The sequence below is a fragment of the Cryptosporangium aurantiacum genome, from assembly GCF_900143005.1.
In the GTDB taxonomy this organism is placed as follows: domain Bacteria; phylum Actinomycetota; class Actinomycetes; order Mycobacteriales; family Cryptosporangiaceae; genus Cryptosporangium; species Cryptosporangium aurantiacum.
Map to the genome: position 1 here is coordinate 548086 of NZ_FRCS01000002.1, position 18159 is coordinate 566244.

Below are 18159 nucleotides of genomic sequence, written 5' to 3' on the forward strand. Positions count from 1 at the left end.
TCCCGAGGCCGCTGATGCGTGACGGCGCGCCGAGTCTCAACCTGACGTGGAGACGATCACACGCATACGGCGTCCACCGGGCGCGCGGCAGCGTCGAGCCTGGCACGATCGACGCTGATGTCAACGACGCTCCCCCCTGATCTGCCCCTCGCGACCCGGTTCGCAGCCCTCGTGCTCGACTGGTACGGCGAGAACGCCCGCGACCTCCCGTGGCGCACCCCGGACGCCACGCCCTGGGACGTCCTGGTCAGCGAGATCATGCTCCAGCAGACGCCGGTCTCCCGCGTCCTGCCCGCCTACCAGGAGTGGATGACCCGCTGGCCGACGCCGGCCGCGCTCGCCGCCGACGAGCCCGGCGAGGCGGTCCGCGCCTGGGGGCGGCTGGGCTACCCACGGCGTGCGCTGCGCCTGCACGAGTGCGCGGTAGCGATCACGTCGCGGCACGGCGGTGAGCTGCCGACCGACCTGGAGGCGCTGCTCGCGCTGCCGGGCGTCGGCGCGTACACGGCCCGAGCCGTGGCGTCGTTCGCGTACCGCCAGCGGCACGCGGTCGTGGACACCAACGTCCGCCGGGTGCTGAGCCGGGTGGTGACCGGTGTCGCGGACGCCGCCCCCGGCTCCGCGACCCGCGACCTCGCGCTGGCGGAGCCGCTCGTCCCCACCGATGCCGGGGTCGCGGCCCGGTACGCGGTCGCCGTCATGGAACTGGGGGCTCTGGTGTGTACCGCGAGGGCGCCCCGGTGTGCCGACTGTCCGGTCGTGGCCGACTGTGCCTGGTTCCGCGCCGGTAAACCGGCCTATGACGGGCCGGTGCGGCGTCCGCAGGGGTACGCGGGCACCGACCGGCAGGTGCGCGGGCGGCTGCTGGCCGTTCTCCGGGACGCCGACGGCCCGGTGCCGCAAGCCGCGCTGGACGTCGTCTGGCACGACCCCGTACAGCGCGGCCGGGCGCTGGACGGCCTCGTCACCGACGGCCTCGTCGACCCTCTCCCCGACGGCCGCTACGCCCTCCCCGGCGCCCGCTGAGCCCAGAAAGTTGGCCGGTCTTCGACGTATCCCCGCCCGCGGATCCGTCGGGAATTGGCCAACTTTCTAGGGCCCGCAACGGCCCGGGAACGCCGAAGGGCGGGTCCCGTAGCGGGACCCGCCCTTCGAGCGGAAAGCGCGTCTTACTCGGCCGCGGTCTCGCCGGCGATCTCGGCGGTCACTGCGTCCGGGAGCGGAGCGGGCTTGTCCGCACCGCGAAACGTGAACTCGCCCTTCGTCTTGTCCTCCGGGTCGAGCCCGGTGACGTCGACGACGACGATCTGACCGGCGGCCAGCTCCCCGAAGAGGATCTTCTCCGAGAGCGTGTCCTCGATCTCGCGCTGGATCGTCCGGCGCAGCGGCCGAGCACCCAGCACCGGGTCGTAGCCCTTGGCGGCCAGGAGCTTCTTGGCCGCGTCGGTGAGCTCCAGCCCCATGTCCTTGTTCTTCAGCGCGGTGTCCACCCGGTTCAGCATGAGGTCGACGATCTGAACGATCTCTTCCTCGGTGAGCTGGTGGAAGACGATCGTGTCGTCGATCCGGTTGAGGAACTCGGGACGGAAGTGCTGCTTCAGCTCGTCCTGGACCTTGAGCTTCATGCGCTCGTAGTTGCTGGTCGTGTCGTTGCCTGCCTGGAAGCCGAGCGACACGGCCTTGGCGATGTCGCGGGTACCCAGGTTCGACGTCAGGATCAGCACCGTGTTCTTGAAGTCCACGATCCGGCCCTGGCCGTCGGTCAGGCGACCGTCCTCCAGGATCTGCAGGAGCGTGTTGAACACGTCCGGGTGAGCCTTCTCGACCTCGTCGAAGAGGACCACGGAGAACGGCTTGCGGCGCACCTTCTCGGTGAGCTGGCCGCCCTCGTCGTAACCGACGTAGCCGGGAGGCGCACCCACCAGACGCGACACCGTGTACCGGTCGTGGAACTCGGACATGTCGAGCTGGATCAGCGCGTCCTCGTCACCGAACAGGAACTCGGCGAGCGCCTTCGAGAGCTCGGTCTTACCCACACCGGACGGGCCGGCGAAGATGAACGAACCACCGGGACGCTTCGGGTCCTTCAGGCCGGCCCGGGTACGCCGGATGGCCTGCGAGACCGCCTTGATCGCCTGCTCCTGGCCGACGACCCGCTTGTGCAGCTCGTCCTCCATGCGGAGCAGACGGCTGGTCTCCTCCTCGGTGAGCTTGAAGACCGGGATGCCCGTCCAGTTCGCCAGCACCTCGGCGATCTGCTCGTCGTCGACCTCGCTCACGACGTCGAGGTCACCGGCCTTCCACTCCTTCTCCCGCTGCGCCTTCTGGCCCAGCAGCTGCTTCTCCTTGTCGCGGAGCGACGCGGCCTTCTCGAAGTCCTGCGCGTCGATCGCGGACTCCTTCTCGCGCCGCACGCCCGCGATGCGCTCGTCGAACTCGCGCAGGTCCGGCGGAGCGGTCATCCGGCGGATGCGCATCCGAGCACCGGCCTCGTCGATCAGGTCGATCGCCTTGTCCGGCAGGAAGCGGTCGGAGATGTACCGGTCGGCCAGCGTCGCCGCGGCCACCAGAGCGCCGTCGGTGATCGAGATGCGGTGGTGCGCCTCGTACCGGTCGCGCAGCCCCTTGAGGATCTCGATCGTGTGCGCCAGCGACGGCTCGCCGACCTGGATCGGCTGGAACCGACGCTCGAGAGCGGCGTCCTTCTCGACGTACTTGCGGTACTCGTCGAGCGTGGTCGCGCCGATCGTCTGCAGCTCACCCCGGGCCAGCATCGGCTTCAGGATCGACGCGGCGTCGATCGCGCCCTCGGCGGCACCCGCACCGACCAGCGTGTGGATCTCGTCGATGAACAGGATGATGTCGCCGCGGGTGCGGATCTCCTTGAGCACCTTCTTCAGACGCTCTTCGAAGTCACCGCGGTAGCGCGACCCGGCGACCAGCGCACCGAGGTCGAGCGTGTAGAGCTGCTTGTCCTTGAGCGTCTCGGGCACCTCGCCCTTGACGATCGCCTGGGCCAGCCCTTCGACGACGGCGGTCTTGCCGACGCCGGGCTCGCCGATCAGCACCGGGTTGTTCTTGGTGCGGCGGGACAGCACCTGCATGACCCGCTCGATTTCCTTCTCCCGACCGATGACCGGGTCGAGCTTCTGCTCGCGCGCGGCCTGGGTCAGGTTGCGACCGAACTGGTCGAGGACGAGCGAGGTCGACGGGGTGCCTTCGGCCGGAGCACCCGAGCCCGCCGGCTCCTTGCCCTGGTATCCGGAGAGCAGCTGGATCACCTGCTGGCGGACCCGGTTGAGGTCGGCCCCCAGCTTCACCAGGACCTGGGCGGCGACGCCCTCGCCCTCACGGATGAGCCCGAGCAGGATGTGCTCGGTGCCGATGTAGTTGTGACCGAGCTGCAGCGCCTCGCGGAGCGACAGCTCGAGCACCTTCTTGGCTCGCGGCGTGAACGGAATGTGGCCGCTGGGCGCCTGCTGGCCCTGCCCGATGATCTCCTCGACCTGCTGGCGAACGCCCTCCAGCGAGATCCCCAGGGACTCGAGCGCCTTGGCCGCGACGCCCTCACCCTCGTGGATGAGGCCGAGCAGGATGTGCTCGGTGCCGATGTAGTTGTGGTTGAGCATCCGGGCTTCTTCTTGAGCCAGGACGACAACACGCCTCGCGCGGTCGGTAAACCTCTCGAACATCCCTCGTTAGCTCCTCACGTGCCGGTGGGCACCGTGTGGTCGCGAACACCTGATGGCGCCCGTCCCACCACTGTAGTCGGGTGATGACCTCCGGCCACCCGCCACGGGGACCGGATCCGGTAACCACCGGAGCGCCGCGGAGACGGCGTCCACGACTACGTTTTCTACAACGGTGAGGCGGAAGCCAGGCTTCCGACCGGCTGTCCGCTGAGAGCGAACGCCCGCCTCGTCTTCGCCGCGGTCGGCTGTCGCCGACCGCCAACTACCCCTAACAGCAGATTACGGACGCTCTGCGAGGCAGTGTCCGCGGGGTGGCGCCAACGAGATCGGCGGGGCTGATGCGAGGCAACGAGCGAGGAGCCGGGAAGGAGTTCGTCGAGTGGCGGCGCCGCGGTTAACCGCGATCGGCCACCGCCACTCGGATCAGCTCGCGTGGAACTTCTGAACGATGTCGTTCGGGATACGGCCGCGGTCGGAAACCTTGAATCCGCGCTTCTTCGCCCATTCACGGATGGCCTGGTTCTGCTCGCGATCGGCGGTCGCAGTGGAACCGGACGAACGGGTGCGGGCAGCAGCGGCCTGCTTCACGGCGGCGGACCGACCGGTCTTACGCGCGGCACCGACGTAAGGCGCAACGGCGTCACGCAACGTCGCCGCGTTCTTGGAAGACAGATCGATTTCGTAAGTCACGCCATCGAGCGAGAACGAGACCGTCTCTTCTGCTTCTCCTCCGTCGATGTCATCGACGAGAAGCACCTGCACCTTCTGCGCCACGAATTCCTCCCGGATCACCAGAAAAACCTGGGTACCGCTAAATACAATCACGGCACCGACCAGAACGCCAATACCCAGTATCCACAAAACGCTGGGTAACCGCTCAGCACCCCGCCGACCGAAGCCGACCGGAACGCTTAAACCGGCCGGACGAACGGGAACAGAATCGTGTCGCGGATGCCGCGGCCGGTGAACACCTGGAGCATACGGTCCACGCCCATACCCATTCCACCCGACGGTGGCATGCCGTATTCGAGCGCGCGCAGGAAGTCCTCGTCCAACTGCATGGCCTCGACGTCACCCTTGGCGGCCAGCGCGGACTGCGCGACCAGGCGTTCCCGCTGGATGACCGGATCGACCAGTTCGGAGTACGCGGTGCCGCGCTCGACCCCGTCGATGTAGAGGTCCCACTTCTCCGCGACGCCCGGCAGCGACCGGTGCGGACGCGTCAGCGGACTGGTGTCGAGCGGATAGTTCCGGACAAAGATCGGGCCGGCCAACCGCTCCTCACACAATGCTTCGAACAGCTCCTCGACCAGCTTGCCGTGCAGCCACAGTGGATTCACAGCGATGCCGTGCTTCTCGGCGTACGTGCGCAGCGTCTCGATCGGGGTGTCCGGAGTGACCTCCTCACCGACCGCCTCGGAGACGAGCGTAAAGAGCGAAGCGGTTTCCCATTCGCCGCCCAGGTTGATCTCCGAGCCGTCGAAGCGCTCCACGACCGTCGACCCGAACACCGCGGTCGCGGCCTCCTGGTAGAGCTCCCTGGTCAGTCGGGCCATCGTGTCGTAGTCGCCGTAGGCTTCGTACACCTCGAGCATGGTGAATTCCGGCGAGTGCGTGGAATCCGCCCCTTCGTTACGGAAGTTTCGATTGATCTCGTAAACCTTCTCAATGCCGCCTACCACACAACGCTTCAAGAACAGCTCTGGAGCGATCCGAAGGTAGACGTCGAGATCGAACGCGTTGAAATGGGTGATGAACGGCCGCGCAGCAGCACCACCGTGCACAGTCTGCAACATCGGCGTCTCGACCTCGAGGAACTGCCGACGGTTCAGGGAATCCCGAAGCGCACGCACGGTCTCGGTACGCACTTCTACCATCCGGCGCGCTTCCGGCCGAACGATCAGATCTGCATAACGCTGCCGGATCCGGGTTTCCTCACCCATCGGCTTGTGCGCGACCGGCAACGGCCGCAGTGCCTTTGCGGTGAGCACCCAACGGTCGGCGAGGACGCTCAACTCACCCCGACGGGACGTGATGACCTCACCGTCGATGCCGACGTGGTCACCGAGGTCGACCAGCGACTTCCAGCCCTCCAGCGATTCCGCGCCGACCTGAGCCAGGCTCAGCATCGCCTGGAGCTCGGTGCCGTCGCCTTCCCGCAGCGTCGCGAAGCAGAGCTTGCCGGTGTTGCGGATGAAGATGACCCGCCCGGTCACCGATACCCGCTCGCCGGTGTGCTCGTCCGGCCCCAGATCGGGGTACCGACCACGGATCTCGGCCAGCGTCGTCGTGCGCGGGAACCCGACCGGATACGGCTCGACGCCGTCCGCGAGCATCCGGGCCCGCTTCTCCAACCGGACCCGGACCTGCTCGGGGAGGTCGCTCTCGAACGCGTCGTCGTCAGCGGCCGGGTCGGCGTTCCCGGGCAGTGCAGGGGAACCAGGGTCGGTGGAGTTCTCGGTCACGCGTCAAAGCCTATCGACCCATGCCGATTCGTTTTGACCGGTGGTAAGCGGTCTCAATTCCGACGGTGATGCGGCGCTCAATTCGATCCGGCCACACCACGGATCCGGCGGCGCAACGCGGAACCGGCGACCGGGCCGAGATCGTCGGCGACCTCGAGCAGAATTCCGAGCCGGTCGAGCGCGTCCAGTGCCGCCGACGACCCGGCGGAGTCGACGGCCTCGAACAGCTCCATGCCGACGAACGCCGCCGAGACCGCGTGAGCCAGGCCGCTCACGTCGACGACCGCTTCGATCGGCGATCCGGTCACCACCCGGCGGAGCACGCTCTCGATCTCCCGCACCCACAGTTGGATCGCCTCACGGGTCGCGACGGCCAGGCGTTCGTCGCCCTGCGCGCCGGCCAGCATCTGCGCGAGCAGCGTGACGTTACCCCGTTCGCGCTGGTCGGCGTGGAGCTCACGGCCGAGCGTCAGCAGCTCGCGTAGCGTCCGGATCGCGGCGAAGCGGTCTCGGTAGCGCGCGACGTCGGCCGCGGTCGAGGATCGGCAGGCCTCGTTGAGCAGGTCGGCGACGCTTCCGAAGTGGTAGAAGACCAGCGCCTGGTTGACGCCTGCGGTCGCTGCGACCGTCCGCGCGGACGTTCCGGCGATGCCGTTGCGGCGGACGGTCTCGATCGCGCCGTCGATCAAACGCTGCCGGGTGTCCTCCGCCATCCTTCTCCGTTCACCGGGGCCGCGTCGGGTGGGCAGCCGTACTCCGGGGCGCCCTCCGTGGCCGGGGATGTCCCCGCCGCTGACGGTAGCCCGCGCCCGACCGGGTCGGCGCTCGGGCCGAGGCCCATCGTGTCGGCGACGCGGGCCACCAGCCACCCGAGCCCGGGCAGGCGGGCGAGCCAACCGAGCATCGCCAGCCCGGCGTCGACGTGTCCGGCCGCGAGCGCCACCGCCGCGGTGCCGTCGGCCACCACACCGTCGCCGCGTTCGTACCGGACGCGGCGGAGCGCACCGGGATACTCGCGGGCGTCGACCAGCGACAACCCGACCGGTACCCGACGATCGAAGGCCCGATACAGCTCACGGCACTGCGCGCAGCCCAGGTCCACATAGAGCGTGGCCGGCGAGAACACGGCCGGACGACGCCGCGGTACCCACCGCCGGACCCGGCTCCGGTACGCGGCCCACTCCGGCCCGTACCGCCTGCGCAGGTCGTCGTCCTCGTGTTTCTCGGCGACGGCCTCGCTGAACACCACGGTCATCACCGCGGCCGCGGCCACCGCCCAGCTCGCGGTGGCGATCGCGAGCACGCCGGTCAGCAGCGTCGCCGAGACCTGCATCGGGTTCGCCAGGTATGCGTAGGGGCCGGTGGTGACCAGCCGCTCCGGCGGATCCCACGGGTACGGCGTCCCGCCACCACGCTCGACGAACTCGCGCACCGCCGCGAGGCCGGGCACCGCCGCCAGCAGCGCCGCTTGGGCGAGCACCGATTGCCACCAGCGCGGAGCACGCACCACCGCACTCCAGAAACCGCCACCCAGGTCCATCACCACCGTCGGCAACAGCCAGAACACCAGCGCGCTGAACAGCGTCAACTGGAGTACGACCCGCAGCCGCAGGTGGTGGCGCGACGCCGTGCACTCCCCCAGCACGACGGCGGGCGTAGCGACCAGCAACAACCCGAGCACCTCGCCCCAGCCCCAACCGGAACCGAGGTCGGTGAGCGGGGTGAGCGCGGGCATCGTCACCGCGTCCACCCAGCCGACCGCCGCGAGCAGGACCGGCGTCCGCAGCCAGGCGGGCCAGTGACCGGACAGGAGCCGGCCGACCGCGACCGGCAGCGGCCCCCACAGCACCGCCCACCCCAGCCAGAGGTCGACCGGCAGACCGTCGAACGCGCCGGAGACCGGTGGGAACGACCACCAGCCGACCTGCCGCGCGAGCCGGTCCAGCGCCGCGACGCCGACCAGCGCGGTGAGGAACGCGAGCAGCAGCGCTCCGCCGGTGCGCTTCGAGTGCCGCAGCGGATAGGCCGCAGCGCCGAGGGCGATCACCGGCACCGCGAGGACGGCGTACCGCGCGATCGCCAGGTCGGTCACGCCGGTTCCAGCCCGAGGCTGTCGAGCAGGTAGTTCTCGCCGGCGCGGGCGAACGAGTCCACGATCGGGCCGAAGTACCAGGAGGGGTCGAGGCGGCGCTCGAACTCGATCGTCAGGCGCACGTCGGTCCCGCCGCCCGGCGCGGACGACCAGCTCAGCCGGGCGGTACGCCAAATCAGCGAGTGGTTGGTCATCGAGGTGTCGGAGACCCGGCGGAAGTCGATCCGGCGTCCGTCGCGGTAGGGCTCGTTGGCGACGACCTCGGTGACGATCGCTCCGCCGTGCTGACCGATGTGCCACTGCCCGCCGACGTCCACTCCGCGCCCGGCCGCGTGATCGGGGGTCGGGTAGCCGAGGCGGAGCAGCAGCGGGCGGACCGAGCCGAAGCGCGGCCCGGCCGCTACCGCGGCCTGGACCTCGGCCGGGGTCAGCGCGGTCTGCCTGGTGACGGTGACCGCCTGCACCGGCGAAATACGCAGGGTGGGGACGACGCCCTCGATCGCGACGAGGGCCAGCAGCGGAAGTACGAGCGCGACGCCGACCCCGCGGTCGAACAGCTGCACGAGGCCCGCGACGCCGTGCGCGATCGCGTACACCAGCGGCGCGGCCATCAGCAGGCAGATCGCACCCTCCTGGAGCAGCGCGGCGAAGAGCAGCACGAAGATCGTCACCGAGACGAAGACCGTGCCGTGCAGGCTGTGGGGGGCGGGCGAGAGCGCGAGCAGGAGCGCGAGCCCGGCCGGGAGCCCGACAAAGAGCAGCGCGCTGTCCTCGCGGCCAGTGGCCACCGTCAGGGCGAACCCCAGCACCGCGAAGATCCCGACGACCACCGTCCACCCGACCCGCCACCACAGCCCCCGGCGCCGCCGCACGTCCATGCCCGCCTCCTTTTGAGCATCCGCTCAACCAGGAGCATAGACAGCCTTTGAGCGATCGCTCAAGACGCCGCGCGGAGAAAAGCCCCGCCCAGAGGAGCGGGGCTTTCGAGCTACGAGTTCTTCTCGTAGGCCAGTCTCAGGCCGATCAGGGTCAGGTTCGGCTCGTGCTGGGTGATTTCCCGGGACTCACCGATCACCAGCGGCGCGAGCCCGCCGGTCGCCACCACCGCGGTCACACCGCCGAGCTCCTCGACCATCCGCCGCGCGATCCCGTCCACCTGGCCGGCGAACCCGTAGATGATCCCGGACTGCAGCGCCTCGACCGTGTTCTTCCCGATCACCGACCGGGGCCGCACCAGCTCGACCTTCCGCAGCTGCGCGGCCCGCGCGGCCAGCGCGTCCACCGAGATGTCGATGCCCGGCGCCAGCGCGCCGCCCATGAACGCCCCGTCGGGGCCGACGACGTCGAAGTTCGTCGACGTCCCGAAGTCGACGACGACGGCAGGGCCCCCGTAGAGGTGGTACGTCGCCAGCGTGTTCATGATCCGGTCCGACCCGACCTCTTTCGGGTTGTCCATCACGATCGACACGCCGGTCCGGACGCCCGGCTCGATGATCATCGTCGGGATGTCGCCGTAGTACCGGTCGAGCATCGACCGCAGCTCGCGCAGCGTCGCCGGCACGGTCGAGCACGCCGAGACGCCGGTGATCTGCACGGCCTCGCTCTCCAGCAGGCCTCGGAACAGCAGCGCCAGCTCGTCCGCGGTCATCCGGCTGTCGGTCCGCACCCGCCACGAGTGCACGAGCTTGTCCCCGTCGAACGTGGCGAGAACGATGTTCGTGTTACCGACGTCGATGGTCAGCAGCACCGCTAGGCACCTTCCGGACGGGGACGTAGATCGAGGGCGATGTCGAGGATCGGGGACGAGTGGGTGAGCCCACCGACCGAGAGGTAGTCGACGCCGGTCTCGGCGTACTCCCGGGCCCGGTCGAGGGTCAGGCCGCCGGTCGCCTCGAGTTCGACCTTGCCGCCGACCGCGGCCACGACCTCGCGCAGCTGCGCCGGCGGCATGTTGTCGAGGAGCAGGAACGTCGCACCGGCGTCGACGGCTTCGATCGCCTCGGCGACGGTGTCGACCTCGACCTGCACGAGCACGTCCGGGAACGCCGCCCGGACGGCGTCGAAGGCCGCGGTGATCGAACCCGCCGCGAACTTGTGGTTGTCCTTGATCATCGCGACGTCGTAGAGGCCCATCCGCTTGTTGGTGCCCCCACCGGCCCGGACGGCGTACTTCTCCAGCGGACGCAGCAGCGGCGTCGTCTTGCGGGTGTCGAGCACCTGCGCGCCCGTCCCCTCGATCGCCTCCGCCCACCGGCGGGTATGGGTCGCGATGCCGCTGGCCCGGGAGAGCAGGTTCAGCGCGGTGCGCTCGGCGGTGAGCAGCGCCCGCGTCGGCCCGGTGACCGTCGCGACCACGTCGCCGCGCTCCACCGCGCTGCCGTCGGCGACGTGGGCCTCGAAGGAAGCGGCTCCGGCCGTCTCGAACACCGCCAGGGCCACCGGCAGCCCGGCGACCACACCGGACTCCCGCGCCACCACGTCCACGATGTCGACCTGTTCGGCCGGGATCGTGGCCACGCTCGTCACGTCGACGCCGTCCGGGCCGCCCAGGTCCTCGGCCAACGAGCGGGCCACCAGGTCGCGCACCCAGGCGGGGTCGAGACCGGCCTCCTGGAACTTCTCGTCCAGCGAACTCATGTCATCGCCTCGTACGTCTCGGTCAGCGCGCCGTCGGGCGCGATCGCGGCCAGCAGGTGCCCTCGCCACGCGTCGACGGCGTCGGGGAAGTCTTCGCGCCAGTGGCAGCCGCGGGTCTCTTCGCGGGCCAGCGCGGCGCCGACCAGCGCGGTCGCGACCGTGTGGAGGTTCGTGACCTCCCAGTTCACCGGGCGTGGGTCCATCGAGCGCTTGCCGCCGAGCTGGGTGAGGGTTTCCATGGTGGACCGGAGCGAGTCAGCGGAGCGCAGTACCCCCGCGCCCCGGACCATCGCGTGCTGCAGGTCTTCCCGCACGGTGGACGACACCACGAAGTGTTCGAGCCCGCTGCCCTCGACGTCGACCGGCTCGGCCTGGGGCGGCAGGTCCTTCGCGAGGTCGGCGCCGATCCGCCCGGCGAACACCAACCCCTCCAGCAGCGAGTTCGAGGCCAGCCGGTTCGCGCCGTGCACGCCGGTGCACGCCACCTCGCCGCAGGCGTATAGACCGGGGACGCTGGTTCGCCCGCGCAGGTCGGTGCGGACACCGCCGGACGCGTAGTGCGCGGCGGGCGCCACCGGCACCAGGTCGGTGACCGGATCGATGCCGGACTGGCGGGCCCGCGCCAGGATCGACGGGAATCGGTGCTCGAGGAAGTCAGCACCGAGGTGGCGGGCGTCCAGCCAGACGTGCTCGACGCCCTCGGCGAGCATCTCCCTGGTGATGTTCTTCGCGACGACGTCCCGGGGCGCGAGCTCGGCCAGCTCGTGCCGCCCGACCATGAACCGTTCGCCGGCGCCGTTGCGGAGGTAGGCGCCCTCACCGCGCATCGCCTCGCTCACCAGCGGTTGCTGGCCAGCCGGGGCGTTCGCCCCCAGGTACAGCGCCGTCGGGTGGAACTGGACGAACTCCAGGTCGGTGACGACGGCTCCGGCGCGCAGCGCGAGCGCGACCCCGTCGCCGGTGGAGACGGCCGGGTTCGTGGTGGACGCGAAGACCTGTCCGAGCCCGCCGGTCGCGAGCACGACGGCCCTGGCCAGCACCGCGCCGACGCCGTCCTCGGAACCCTCGCCGAGCACGTGCAGGCTGACCCCCGCCGCCCGCCCGTCGGCGCCGGTGAGCAGGTCGAGCACGAGCGCGTGCTCGATCAGCCGGATGCCGGCGTCGCGGTGGATGGCGGCGTGCAGCGCCCGCTGCACCTCGGCACCGGTGGCGTCGCCGCCCGCGTGCACGATCCGGTTCGCGTGGTGGCCGCCCTCGCGGGTCAGCATCAGCGAGCCGTCCGGGTTGCGGTCGAACTCCGCGCCGACCCGGATCAGCTCGTGCAGCCGCGCCGGGCCCTCGCGGGTGAGGACGTCCACCGCGGCCGGGTCGCACAGCCCGACGCCGGCGATCAGCGTGTCCTGCGCGTGCGCCGCGGGGGTGTCGAGCGGGTCGAGCACGGCCGCGATGCCGCCCTGCGCCCACCTGGTCGAGCCGTCGTCGATGTTGACCTTGGTCACGACCACGACCGACAGGCCCGCCTCCCGCGCGTGCAGCGCGGCGCAGAGCCCGGCGACCCCGGATCCGATCACGCAGACGTCCGCGGTGACGGTCCAGCCCGGTGACGGTGCGAGCAGCCGCCGCGGGGCGGTGCCGGCAGCCTTCATCGGGTATTCCGCTCGCCTAGCAGCACCGGGCCGTTGTCGATCAGGCGGGTCGTGCCGACCTTGGCGGCCAGCAGCAGCCGCGCCGGGCCGGTCTCCGGCGCGGCGCCCAGGTCGGGAGCGGTGACGACCGCGTAGTCGAGGTCGATCCCCTCGGTGCTGCCCAGCAGGTCACGGGCGGCTGTCTCGACGGCGTCCGCACCACCGGGGGCGGCCTCTGCGCCTGCGCGCAGTGCGGCGGCCAGCGCGAGCGCGGTCGTCCGCTCGGGCTCGGACAGGTACCGGTTCCGGCTGGAGAGCGCCAGCCCGTCCGGTTCGCGGACGGTCGGCACGCCCACGACCTCGATGTCCAGGTCGAGGTCGCGCACCATCTGCCGGACCAGCGCCACCTGCTGGTAGTCCTTCTCACCGAAGAAGACGACGTCGGGACGGGTCAGGTTGAGCAGCTTCAGGACGACCGTGAGCACGCCGTGGAAGAAACCGGGGCGGCTGGCGCCCTCCAGGATCTCGCCCAGCGGCCCCGGGTTGACCCGCGTGTTCGGCTGCCCGTTCGGGTACATGACGTTCACGGTCGGGGCGAACACCACGTCGACGTCCTCGCGCGCGCAGATCCCCAGGTCACCCTCGAGCGTCCGGGGATAGCGGTCGAAGTCCTCGTTGGGACCGAACTGCAGCGGGTTGACGAAGATCGTCGCGATGACGGTGGCGGCGCGGGCCCTGGCCTGGCGCAGCAGCGCGGCATGGCCCTCGTGGAGGGCGCCCATCGTCATCACGACGGCAACCGGACCGTCCGCCCGGTCACGCGCGCGGGCCAGCGACTCCCGGTCGGTGACCACGACCGGCGTGCGTACTGCAGCCATGGCTAACTCCTTTCCTGCGCGGCCCGACGGGCTCCACCGCCGTGAGGGCCCGTCACGTCGACGCGGAGTGCTCACCGAGCACGTCGAGGAGGTTTTCGGCGGCGGCCGGGTCGAGCCGGCCGGCGGCGATCGCCCGGTCGGCGGTGCGGCGGGCCATGGCCAGGTAACCGGCGACCGCGCTCGGCTGGCGTCCGCGCAGGGCTTCGAGATGTCCGGCGACGGTTCCGGCGTCGCCACGGGAGACCGGGCCGGTCAGCGCGGCGTCCCCGGAGCGCAACGCGTTGTCCAGCGCCGCACCGGCCAGCGGCGCGAGCGCCAGCGCGGGCTGCTCGACGCCCGCCGCGCGCAGCAGGTCGGCCGCGTCGTTGATGAGCGTGACCAGGTGATTCGCGGCGACGACCAGGGCGGCGTGGTAGAGCGGACGCCGGCTGTCCTCGACCCAGATCGGCTCGCCGCCCATCTCCAGGACCAAGGCCTCGCCGACCGGGCGCAGCTCCGGCACCGTCGTGACGCCCCAGTGCGTCCCGGTGAGCCGGTTCTCGTCCTCGTCGCGGCCGCTGAACGTCATGATCGGGTGCAGCGCGAGCGGCAGAGCGCCCGCGCGGATCGCCGGCTGTAGGACGCTCAGCCCGTGGGCACCGGAGATGTGCATGACCAGCTGACCCGGGCGGAACGCGCCGACCTCGGCGAGTCCGGTGACCAGCGATTCCAGGGCGTCGTCCGGGACCGCCAGCAGCGCCAGGTCAGCGGCGGCCACCACGGCGTCCGGGGGAACGATCGGCGTGCCGGGCAGACGCCGGGCCGCGCGGTCGAGGGAGGCGCTGCTCACCGCGGAGAGCGCCACCGTGCGGTGTCCGGCGCGGGCCAGCGCGGGGGCCAGCACCGATCCGGCGCGGCCTGCGCCGACGAGACCGACAGCGAGCCGTCCGGGCCGGTCGGTCGGGGACGACCGCTCCGGTGGGGAGCCGTGCGAGTGATCCATGATCCAGTCCTCGGACGCGGGGTACCGGTCGCGGCAAGTATGCGCGAGCACCGACCGCCGAGGTAGAGCGTGTCGGGTGTGTCACAGCACCGTTACCGCCGTCAACTTTTGTCAGTGTTCCACTGACCGAATTACACCACTTGCCGGAATTGGAGTATTCATCTATTAATGAGATGAAGGCGACTAAGGAGGCTGTATGGCTCGCGCCAGAACGGTGCCCCGCCACACTGCTGGCCCGGCAAAATCGGGTCAGCAGTCGCCGGACGTCGCTGCGGAGCAGCGAGAACAGACGGACGAGCGGAACGGCTCCGCTGGCGCGACGACCGGGCGGCACGGTCGTCGAGCGGCGAACCACGAGCATCACTCGATGTTCGAGGAGCGGTCGGTGCTCGACGCGCTGTGGAGTGCGGTGGTGGCTGCACCGACGAGCGTGATGCCGCCACCGGCCCCCGAGCCGGCCGCCGCGGAGGACGACACGCCACCCGCACCGGAAGCCCTCGCCGCCCCGCCGGCCGCCGCGACGCCCGTGCCGGTGGCGTCCGCCGCCCCGGAGCCGTTCGTGCCGGTCCTCGGCCGGCCGGTCATGCCGGGTCCGGTGGCGATGCCCACCACGATGCCCACCCCGCCGAAACCCGCGCCGACGCCGGATCCGGCGGACACCGCGCTGGCCGCGGGTATGCCGGGCATGGCCCCGCCGACGATGCCGCCACCGGCGACCCGAGCGCAGCCCGCGCCGCCGACCCACGCAGCTCCCCACGGGGCTGCCCCCCACACGGCAGCCCCCCACACAGCAGCCCCCCACACGGCACCCGGCCCAGCGGCACCGGGCCCAGCGGCGTCCGACTCAGCGGCAACCGCCCACGGACCGCACCCCGAGCACGCCGCCCCGCCCCGCGCGACCGGACCGTTCGACCTCAGTTACGCCGCCCAACCGTCCACCAATCGAACCATCTGGGCAGGGCCCCGCCACGCGGCACCGCCCGACTGGACCTCCACCAGCGCACTCCTCACGATCGAGACGCCGGCCGCGGTCGCCGACGCCGGCCTGCTCGTCCTACGGCTCGTCGTCGGCCTCACGATGGCCGCGCACGGCGCGCAGAAGGCGTTCGGCCTGTTCGGCGGCGACGGCCTCGGACCGACCGCCGACGGGTTCTCCGCGCTCGGCTACCAGCCCGGCGCCCTGTTCGCGCTGGCCGCGATCGTCGGCGAGCTGTTCGGCGGGCTGTTCCTCGCGATCGGCCTGCTCACCCCGCTCGCGGCGGGCGGCATCATCGGCGTCACGGTGAACGCGATGGTGGCGGTGAACCTCGGCAACGGCTTCTTCGCCAGCCACGACGGCATCGAGTTGCCGCTCATCCTCAGCGGGGGCGCGCTCGCGCTGCTGCTCACCGGGCCAGGACGATACGCGGCCGACGCGCGCATCCCGTTCTTCAACGGCGCCGCCGTCCAGTGTGCTGCCGCGGGCATCGCACTACTCGCGATGCTCACCAGCCTTGGCGCTCACCTGCTCTGAGGGAGCGACCTGCCCGTGACGCCTTGACGATTCGGCAACGGCCCAGAGCCGGATCGTCAAGGCGTCAATCTGTCTCCGGCGGCTGCGAGAGCGGCAGGCGGACGCTCGCCACCAGCCCGTGCGGCTCCACGTCGCTCAGGACGATGGACCCGGCGTGGCGGCGCACGATCTCGCGGGCGATCGCGAGCCCCAACCCCGCGCCGCCGCTGTCCCGATCCCGCGCGTCGCCGGTCCGGGTGAAGCGCGCGAACACCCGTTCCCGATCCGCCGCCGGAATCCCCGGACCGTCGTCCACCACGTCCAGCCGGGCCTGCTGCCCGTCGGACGCCACCCGCACCTCCACGCCCGTGTCGGCGTACCGCACCGCGTTCTCGACCAGGTTCGTCACGACCCTCGTCAACGCGTCCTCATCACCCTCGACGACCGCGGACGCCGCACCCGGCCGGTCGGCCCGCACCACCGGCACGCGCGCCCCCGTTGCCCGGCCGGTCACCGCGTCCGCGACGACCGTCAGCTCCACCGGCTCGGCCGGGCGACGCTGCACCGGACCGTCGTCCATGCGCGCCAGCAGCAGCAGATCGTCGACGAGACGCGTCAGCCGTTCGACGTCGGCGAGCAGGTCAGCGGTGTCCGCCGGAACCGACGTCACCTCAGCCACCTCGATCTGCGTCCGAAGGCTGGCCAGCGGGCTGCGCAGCTCGTGGGCGGCGTCCGCGACGAACGCGCGCTGGCGCGCCCGGGCGGCGTCCAGACGGGCCAGCATGCTGTTCAGCGTGATCGCGAGGCGGTAGATCTCGTCCTGCGCGCGGGGCACCGGGAGCCGAGCGGCGTCCCCCGACCCGGTCCGGCCGGCCGTGATCGTCTCCGCACCGCGGCGCAGCGCCTCCACCGGGTGCAGCGCCGCCCCGACCATCCGCCAGGCCAGCACCACCAGGAAGACCAGCAGCGCCGCATAACCGCCCAGCACCACGACCCGCACGACCTTGATCGACTCGTGCACCTCGGCAGCAGGCACCGCCACCAGCACGGTCTTCGGATCAGCGGGGGTACCGGCCGACACCGCGGCCACCCGGACCGTCCCGTCCACCCCGAACAGGTGGCCGGGTTCGTACCGTTGGCCGTCCCGCTTCACCTCGGCCAACTCGTCCGCCGGCAGCGCCGAAACGAGCCGGTCGGCGCCACCGGTCGCGGCGAGGACCCGGCCGTCCGCGCCGATCACCTGGACGACCGTGGTGCCGCCCGCCGGGATCAGCTCCGGCAACCCACCGGCGTCCTCCTGCGCGGCGACGTCACGCGCGGTCTGCAGTGCCGCGGTGTCCAGCGCGCGTTCGAGCGTCACCCGCAGCACGATCACCAGCACGACCAGGCTCAGCGCCAGCGCGACGACCAGCGCGGCAGCCGCCAGCGCGACGAGCCTGGTCCGCAGCCGGGCCCGCCGCCACGCCTGCCCCGGCAACCGCAGCACAGAGCGAACGCTCAGCCCTGACCTCATCCGCCGTCCGGTTCGAGCCGATACCCCGCCCCACGAACCGTCGTCACGGCCCGCTTGCCGAACGGCTGATCGATCTTGCGCCGCAGGTAACCGACGTACACCTCGACGACGTTGGCCTCGCCGGTGTCGTAGAGGTCCCAGACGTGTTCCAGCAGCTCGACCTTGCTGACCACCTCACCGGCGTGGCGCATCAGGTACTCGAGCAGCGCGAACTCACGAGCGGTCAGCGTGATCTCGGCGCCGCCGCGGGTCACCCGCTTCGACGCCGGGTCGAGCACGAGGTCCCCCGCGGTCAGCGCCACCGGCCGCTCCGGTGCTCCCCGCCGCAGGAGCGCCCGCAGCCGGGCCACCAGCACCACGTACGAGAACGGCTTCGTGAGGTAGTCGTCGGCGCCCGCGTCCAGCCCGTCTGCCTGGTCGTACTCGCCGTCCTTGGCCGAGAGCATCAGCACAGGCACCCAGTTGCGCTCCGCCCGTAGCGCCTGGACGACCCGGTAACCCGAGAGCTTGGGCAGCATGACGTCCAGCACGACCGCGTCGTACTCGTTCTGCCGCGTCCGCTCCAGGCCGTCCTGGCCGTCGTGCGCGATGTCGACGACAAACCCCTCGGCCTGCAGTCCGCGCCGCAGTGCCGCGGCGAGCCGCACCTCATCCTCGACGACCAGTACCCGCACGCGCTCCCCTTCGTTGCCCCGGATGGCGGCCGGGTCAGCGTCCGGCACCACCACTGAGAGGAGGCTGAGGACATCCCCTCATCTCAGCCCGATCTCAGCATGCACCGAG

At 71.1% G+C, this 18159-nt stretch carries 15 protein-coding genes; 2 read left to right on the forward strand and 13 right to left on the reverse strand.

Annotated elements, in window-relative coordinates; all coding sequences use genetic code 11:
* Nucleotides 1-117: 117 nt before the first annotated feature.
* On the forward strand, nt 118-1026 hold the full coding sequence (locus BUB75_RS09345; protein ID WP_073254349.1) for an HhH-GPD family protein: 909 nt from the start codon (nt 118-120) through the stop codon (nt 1024-1026).
* A 143-nt stretch (nt 1027-1169) separates the two neighbouring features.
* On the opposite strand, the gene BUB75_RS09350 is transcribed toward BUB75_RS09345, so the two are convergent.
* The 11 genes from BUB75_RS09350 to BUB75_RS09400 form a co-directional block, all read right to left on the reverse strand.
* Nucleotides 1170-3692, reverse strand: coding sequence for an ATP-dependent Clp protease ATP-binding subunit (locus tag BUB75_RS09350; protein WP_073254352.1), 2523 nt, complete (start codon nt 3690-3692; stop codon nt 1170-1172).
* Between the two features lie 423 nt (nt 3693-4115).
* Nucleotides 4116-4466, reverse strand: a complete 351-nt coding sequence (locus tag BUB75_RS09355) for a histone-like nucleoid-structuring protein Lsr2 (RefSeq protein WP_073255205.1) — start codon at nt 4464-4466, stop codon at nt 4116-4118.
* 137 nt (nt 4467-4603) lie between these two features.
* Nucleotides 4604-6121, reverse strand: coding sequence for a lysine--tRNA ligase (lysS, locus tag BUB75_RS09360; protein WP_073255208.1), 1518 nt, complete (start codon nt 6119-6121; stop codon nt 4604-4606).
* Between the two features lie 113 nt (nt 6122-6234).
* Nucleotides 6235-6870, reverse strand: a complete 636-nt coding sequence (locus tag BUB75_RS09365; protein ID WP_073254354.1) for a TetR/AcrR family transcriptional regulator — start codon at nt 6868-6870, stop codon at nt 6235-6237.
* A complete protein-coding gene (locus tag BUB75_RS09370) occupies nt 6843-8249 on the reverse strand; it encodes a methyltransferase (protein ID WP_143175095.1) in 1407 nt (468 codons plus the stop codon). The genes BUB75_RS09365 and BUB75_RS09370 overlap by 28 nt, the downstream gene beginning before the upstream one ends.
* Entirely contained in the window at nt 8246-9127 is an 882-nt protein-coding gene (locus tag BUB75_RS09375; protein ID WP_073254357.1) for an SRPBCC family protein, read from the reverse strand. Before BUB75_RS09375 ends, BUB75_RS09370 begins: the two co-directional genes overlap by 4 nt.
* A 110-nt stretch (nt 9128-9237) precedes the next feature.
* Nucleotides 9238-9996 (reverse strand): type III pantothenate kinase, encoded by a 759-nt coding sequence (locus BUB75_RS09380; protein WP_073254360.1) that lies wholly within the window; start codon nt 9994-9996, stop codon nt 9238-9240.
* 2 nt (nt 9997-9998) lie between these two features.
* Entirely contained in the window at nt 9999-10886 is an 888-nt protein-coding gene (gene nadC, locus BUB75_RS09385; protein WP_073254363.1) for a carboxylating nicotinate-nucleotide diphosphorylase, read from the reverse strand.
* Complete coding sequence (locus BUB75_RS09390) at nt 10883-12532, reverse strand: L-aspartate oxidase (protein ID WP_073254366.1); 1650 nt, start codon at nt 12530-12532, stop codon at nt 10883-10885. Before BUB75_RS09390 ends, nadC begins: the two co-directional genes overlap by 4 nt.
* Complete coding sequence (panC, locus tag BUB75_RS09395) at nt 12529-13389, reverse strand: pantoate--beta-alanine ligase (protein ID WP_073254369.1); 861 nt, start codon at nt 13387-13389, stop codon at nt 12529-12531. The genes BUB75_RS09390 and panC overlap by 4 nt, the downstream gene beginning before the upstream one ends.
* A gap of 52 nt (nt 13390-13441) precedes the next feature.
* Nucleotides 13442-14371, reverse strand: a complete 930-nt coding sequence (locus BUB75_RS09400; RefSeq protein WP_073254372.1) for a Rossmann-like and DUF2520 domain-containing protein — start codon at nt 14369-14371, stop codon at nt 13442-13444.
* 196 nt (nt 14372-14567) lie between these two features.
* Here BUB75_RS09400 and BUB75_RS44950 point away from each other — a divergent pair, with 196 nt between their 5' ends.
* Nucleotides 14568-15884 (forward strand): DoxX family protein, encoded by a 1317-nt coding sequence (locus tag BUB75_RS44950; RefSeq protein WP_143175096.1) that lies wholly within the window; start codon nt 14568-14570, stop codon nt 15882-15884.
* Between the two features lie 64 nt (nt 15885-15948).
* Here the strand turns inward: BUB75_RS44950 and BUB75_RS09410 are convergent, their stop codons facing one another.
* Nucleotides 15949-17376, reverse strand: coding sequence for a sensor histidine kinase (locus BUB75_RS09410; RefSeq protein WP_084740582.1), 1428 nt, complete (start codon nt 17374-17376; stop codon nt 15949-15951).
* Nucleotides 17373-18050, reverse strand: coding sequence for a response regulator transcription factor (locus BUB75_RS09415; RefSeq protein WP_073255220.1), 678 nt, complete (start codon nt 18048-18050; stop codon nt 17373-17375). The genes BUB75_RS09410 and BUB75_RS09415 overlap by 4 nt, the downstream gene beginning before the upstream one ends.
* Between the last annotated feature and the right edge of the window lie 109 nt (nt 18051-18159).

Bases quoted from the DNA above. Each gene is read 5' to 3' on its own strand.
- BUB75_RS09400 (WP_073254372.1), bottom strand. From the start codon at position 14,371: ATGGATCACTCGCACGGCTCCCCACCGGAGCGGTCGTCCCCGACCGAC.
- BUB75_RS09410 (WP_084740582.1), bottom strand. From the start codon at position 17,376: ATGAGGTCAGGGCTGAGCGTTCGCTCTGTGCTGCGGTTGCCGGGGCAG.
- BUB75_RS09350 (WP_073254352.1), bottom strand. From the start codon at position 3,692: ATGTTCGAGAGGTTTACCGACCGCGCGAGGCGTGTTGTCGTCCTGGCT.
- BUB75_RS09345 (WP_073254349.1), top strand. From the start codon at position 118: ATGTCAACGACGCTCCCCCCTGATCTGCCCCTCGCGACCCGGTTCGCA.
- BUB75_RS09390 (WP_073254366.1), bottom strand. From the start codon at position 12,532: ATGAAGGCTGCCGGCACCGCCCCGCGGCGGCTGCTCGCACCGTCACCG.
- panC (WP_073254369.1), bottom strand. From the start codon at position 13,389: ATGGCTGCAGTACGCACGCCGGTCGTGGTCACCGACCGGGAGTCGCTG.
- nadC (WP_073254363.1), bottom strand. From the start codon at position 10,886: ATGAGTTCGCTGGACGAGAAGTTCCAGGAGGCCGGTCTCGACCCCGCC.
- BUB75_RS09365 (WP_073254354.1), bottom strand. From the start codon at position 6,870: ATGGCGGAGGACACCCGGCAGCGTTTGATCGACGGCGCGATCGAGACC.
- BUB75_RS09375 (WP_073254357.1), bottom strand. From the start codon at position 9,127: ATGGACGTGCGGCGGCGCCGGGGGCTGTGGTGGCGGGTCGGGTGGACG.
- BUB75_RS44950 (WP_143175096.1), top strand. From the start codon at position 14,568: ATGGCTCGCGCCAGAACGGTGCCCCGCCACACTGCTGGCCCGGCAAAA.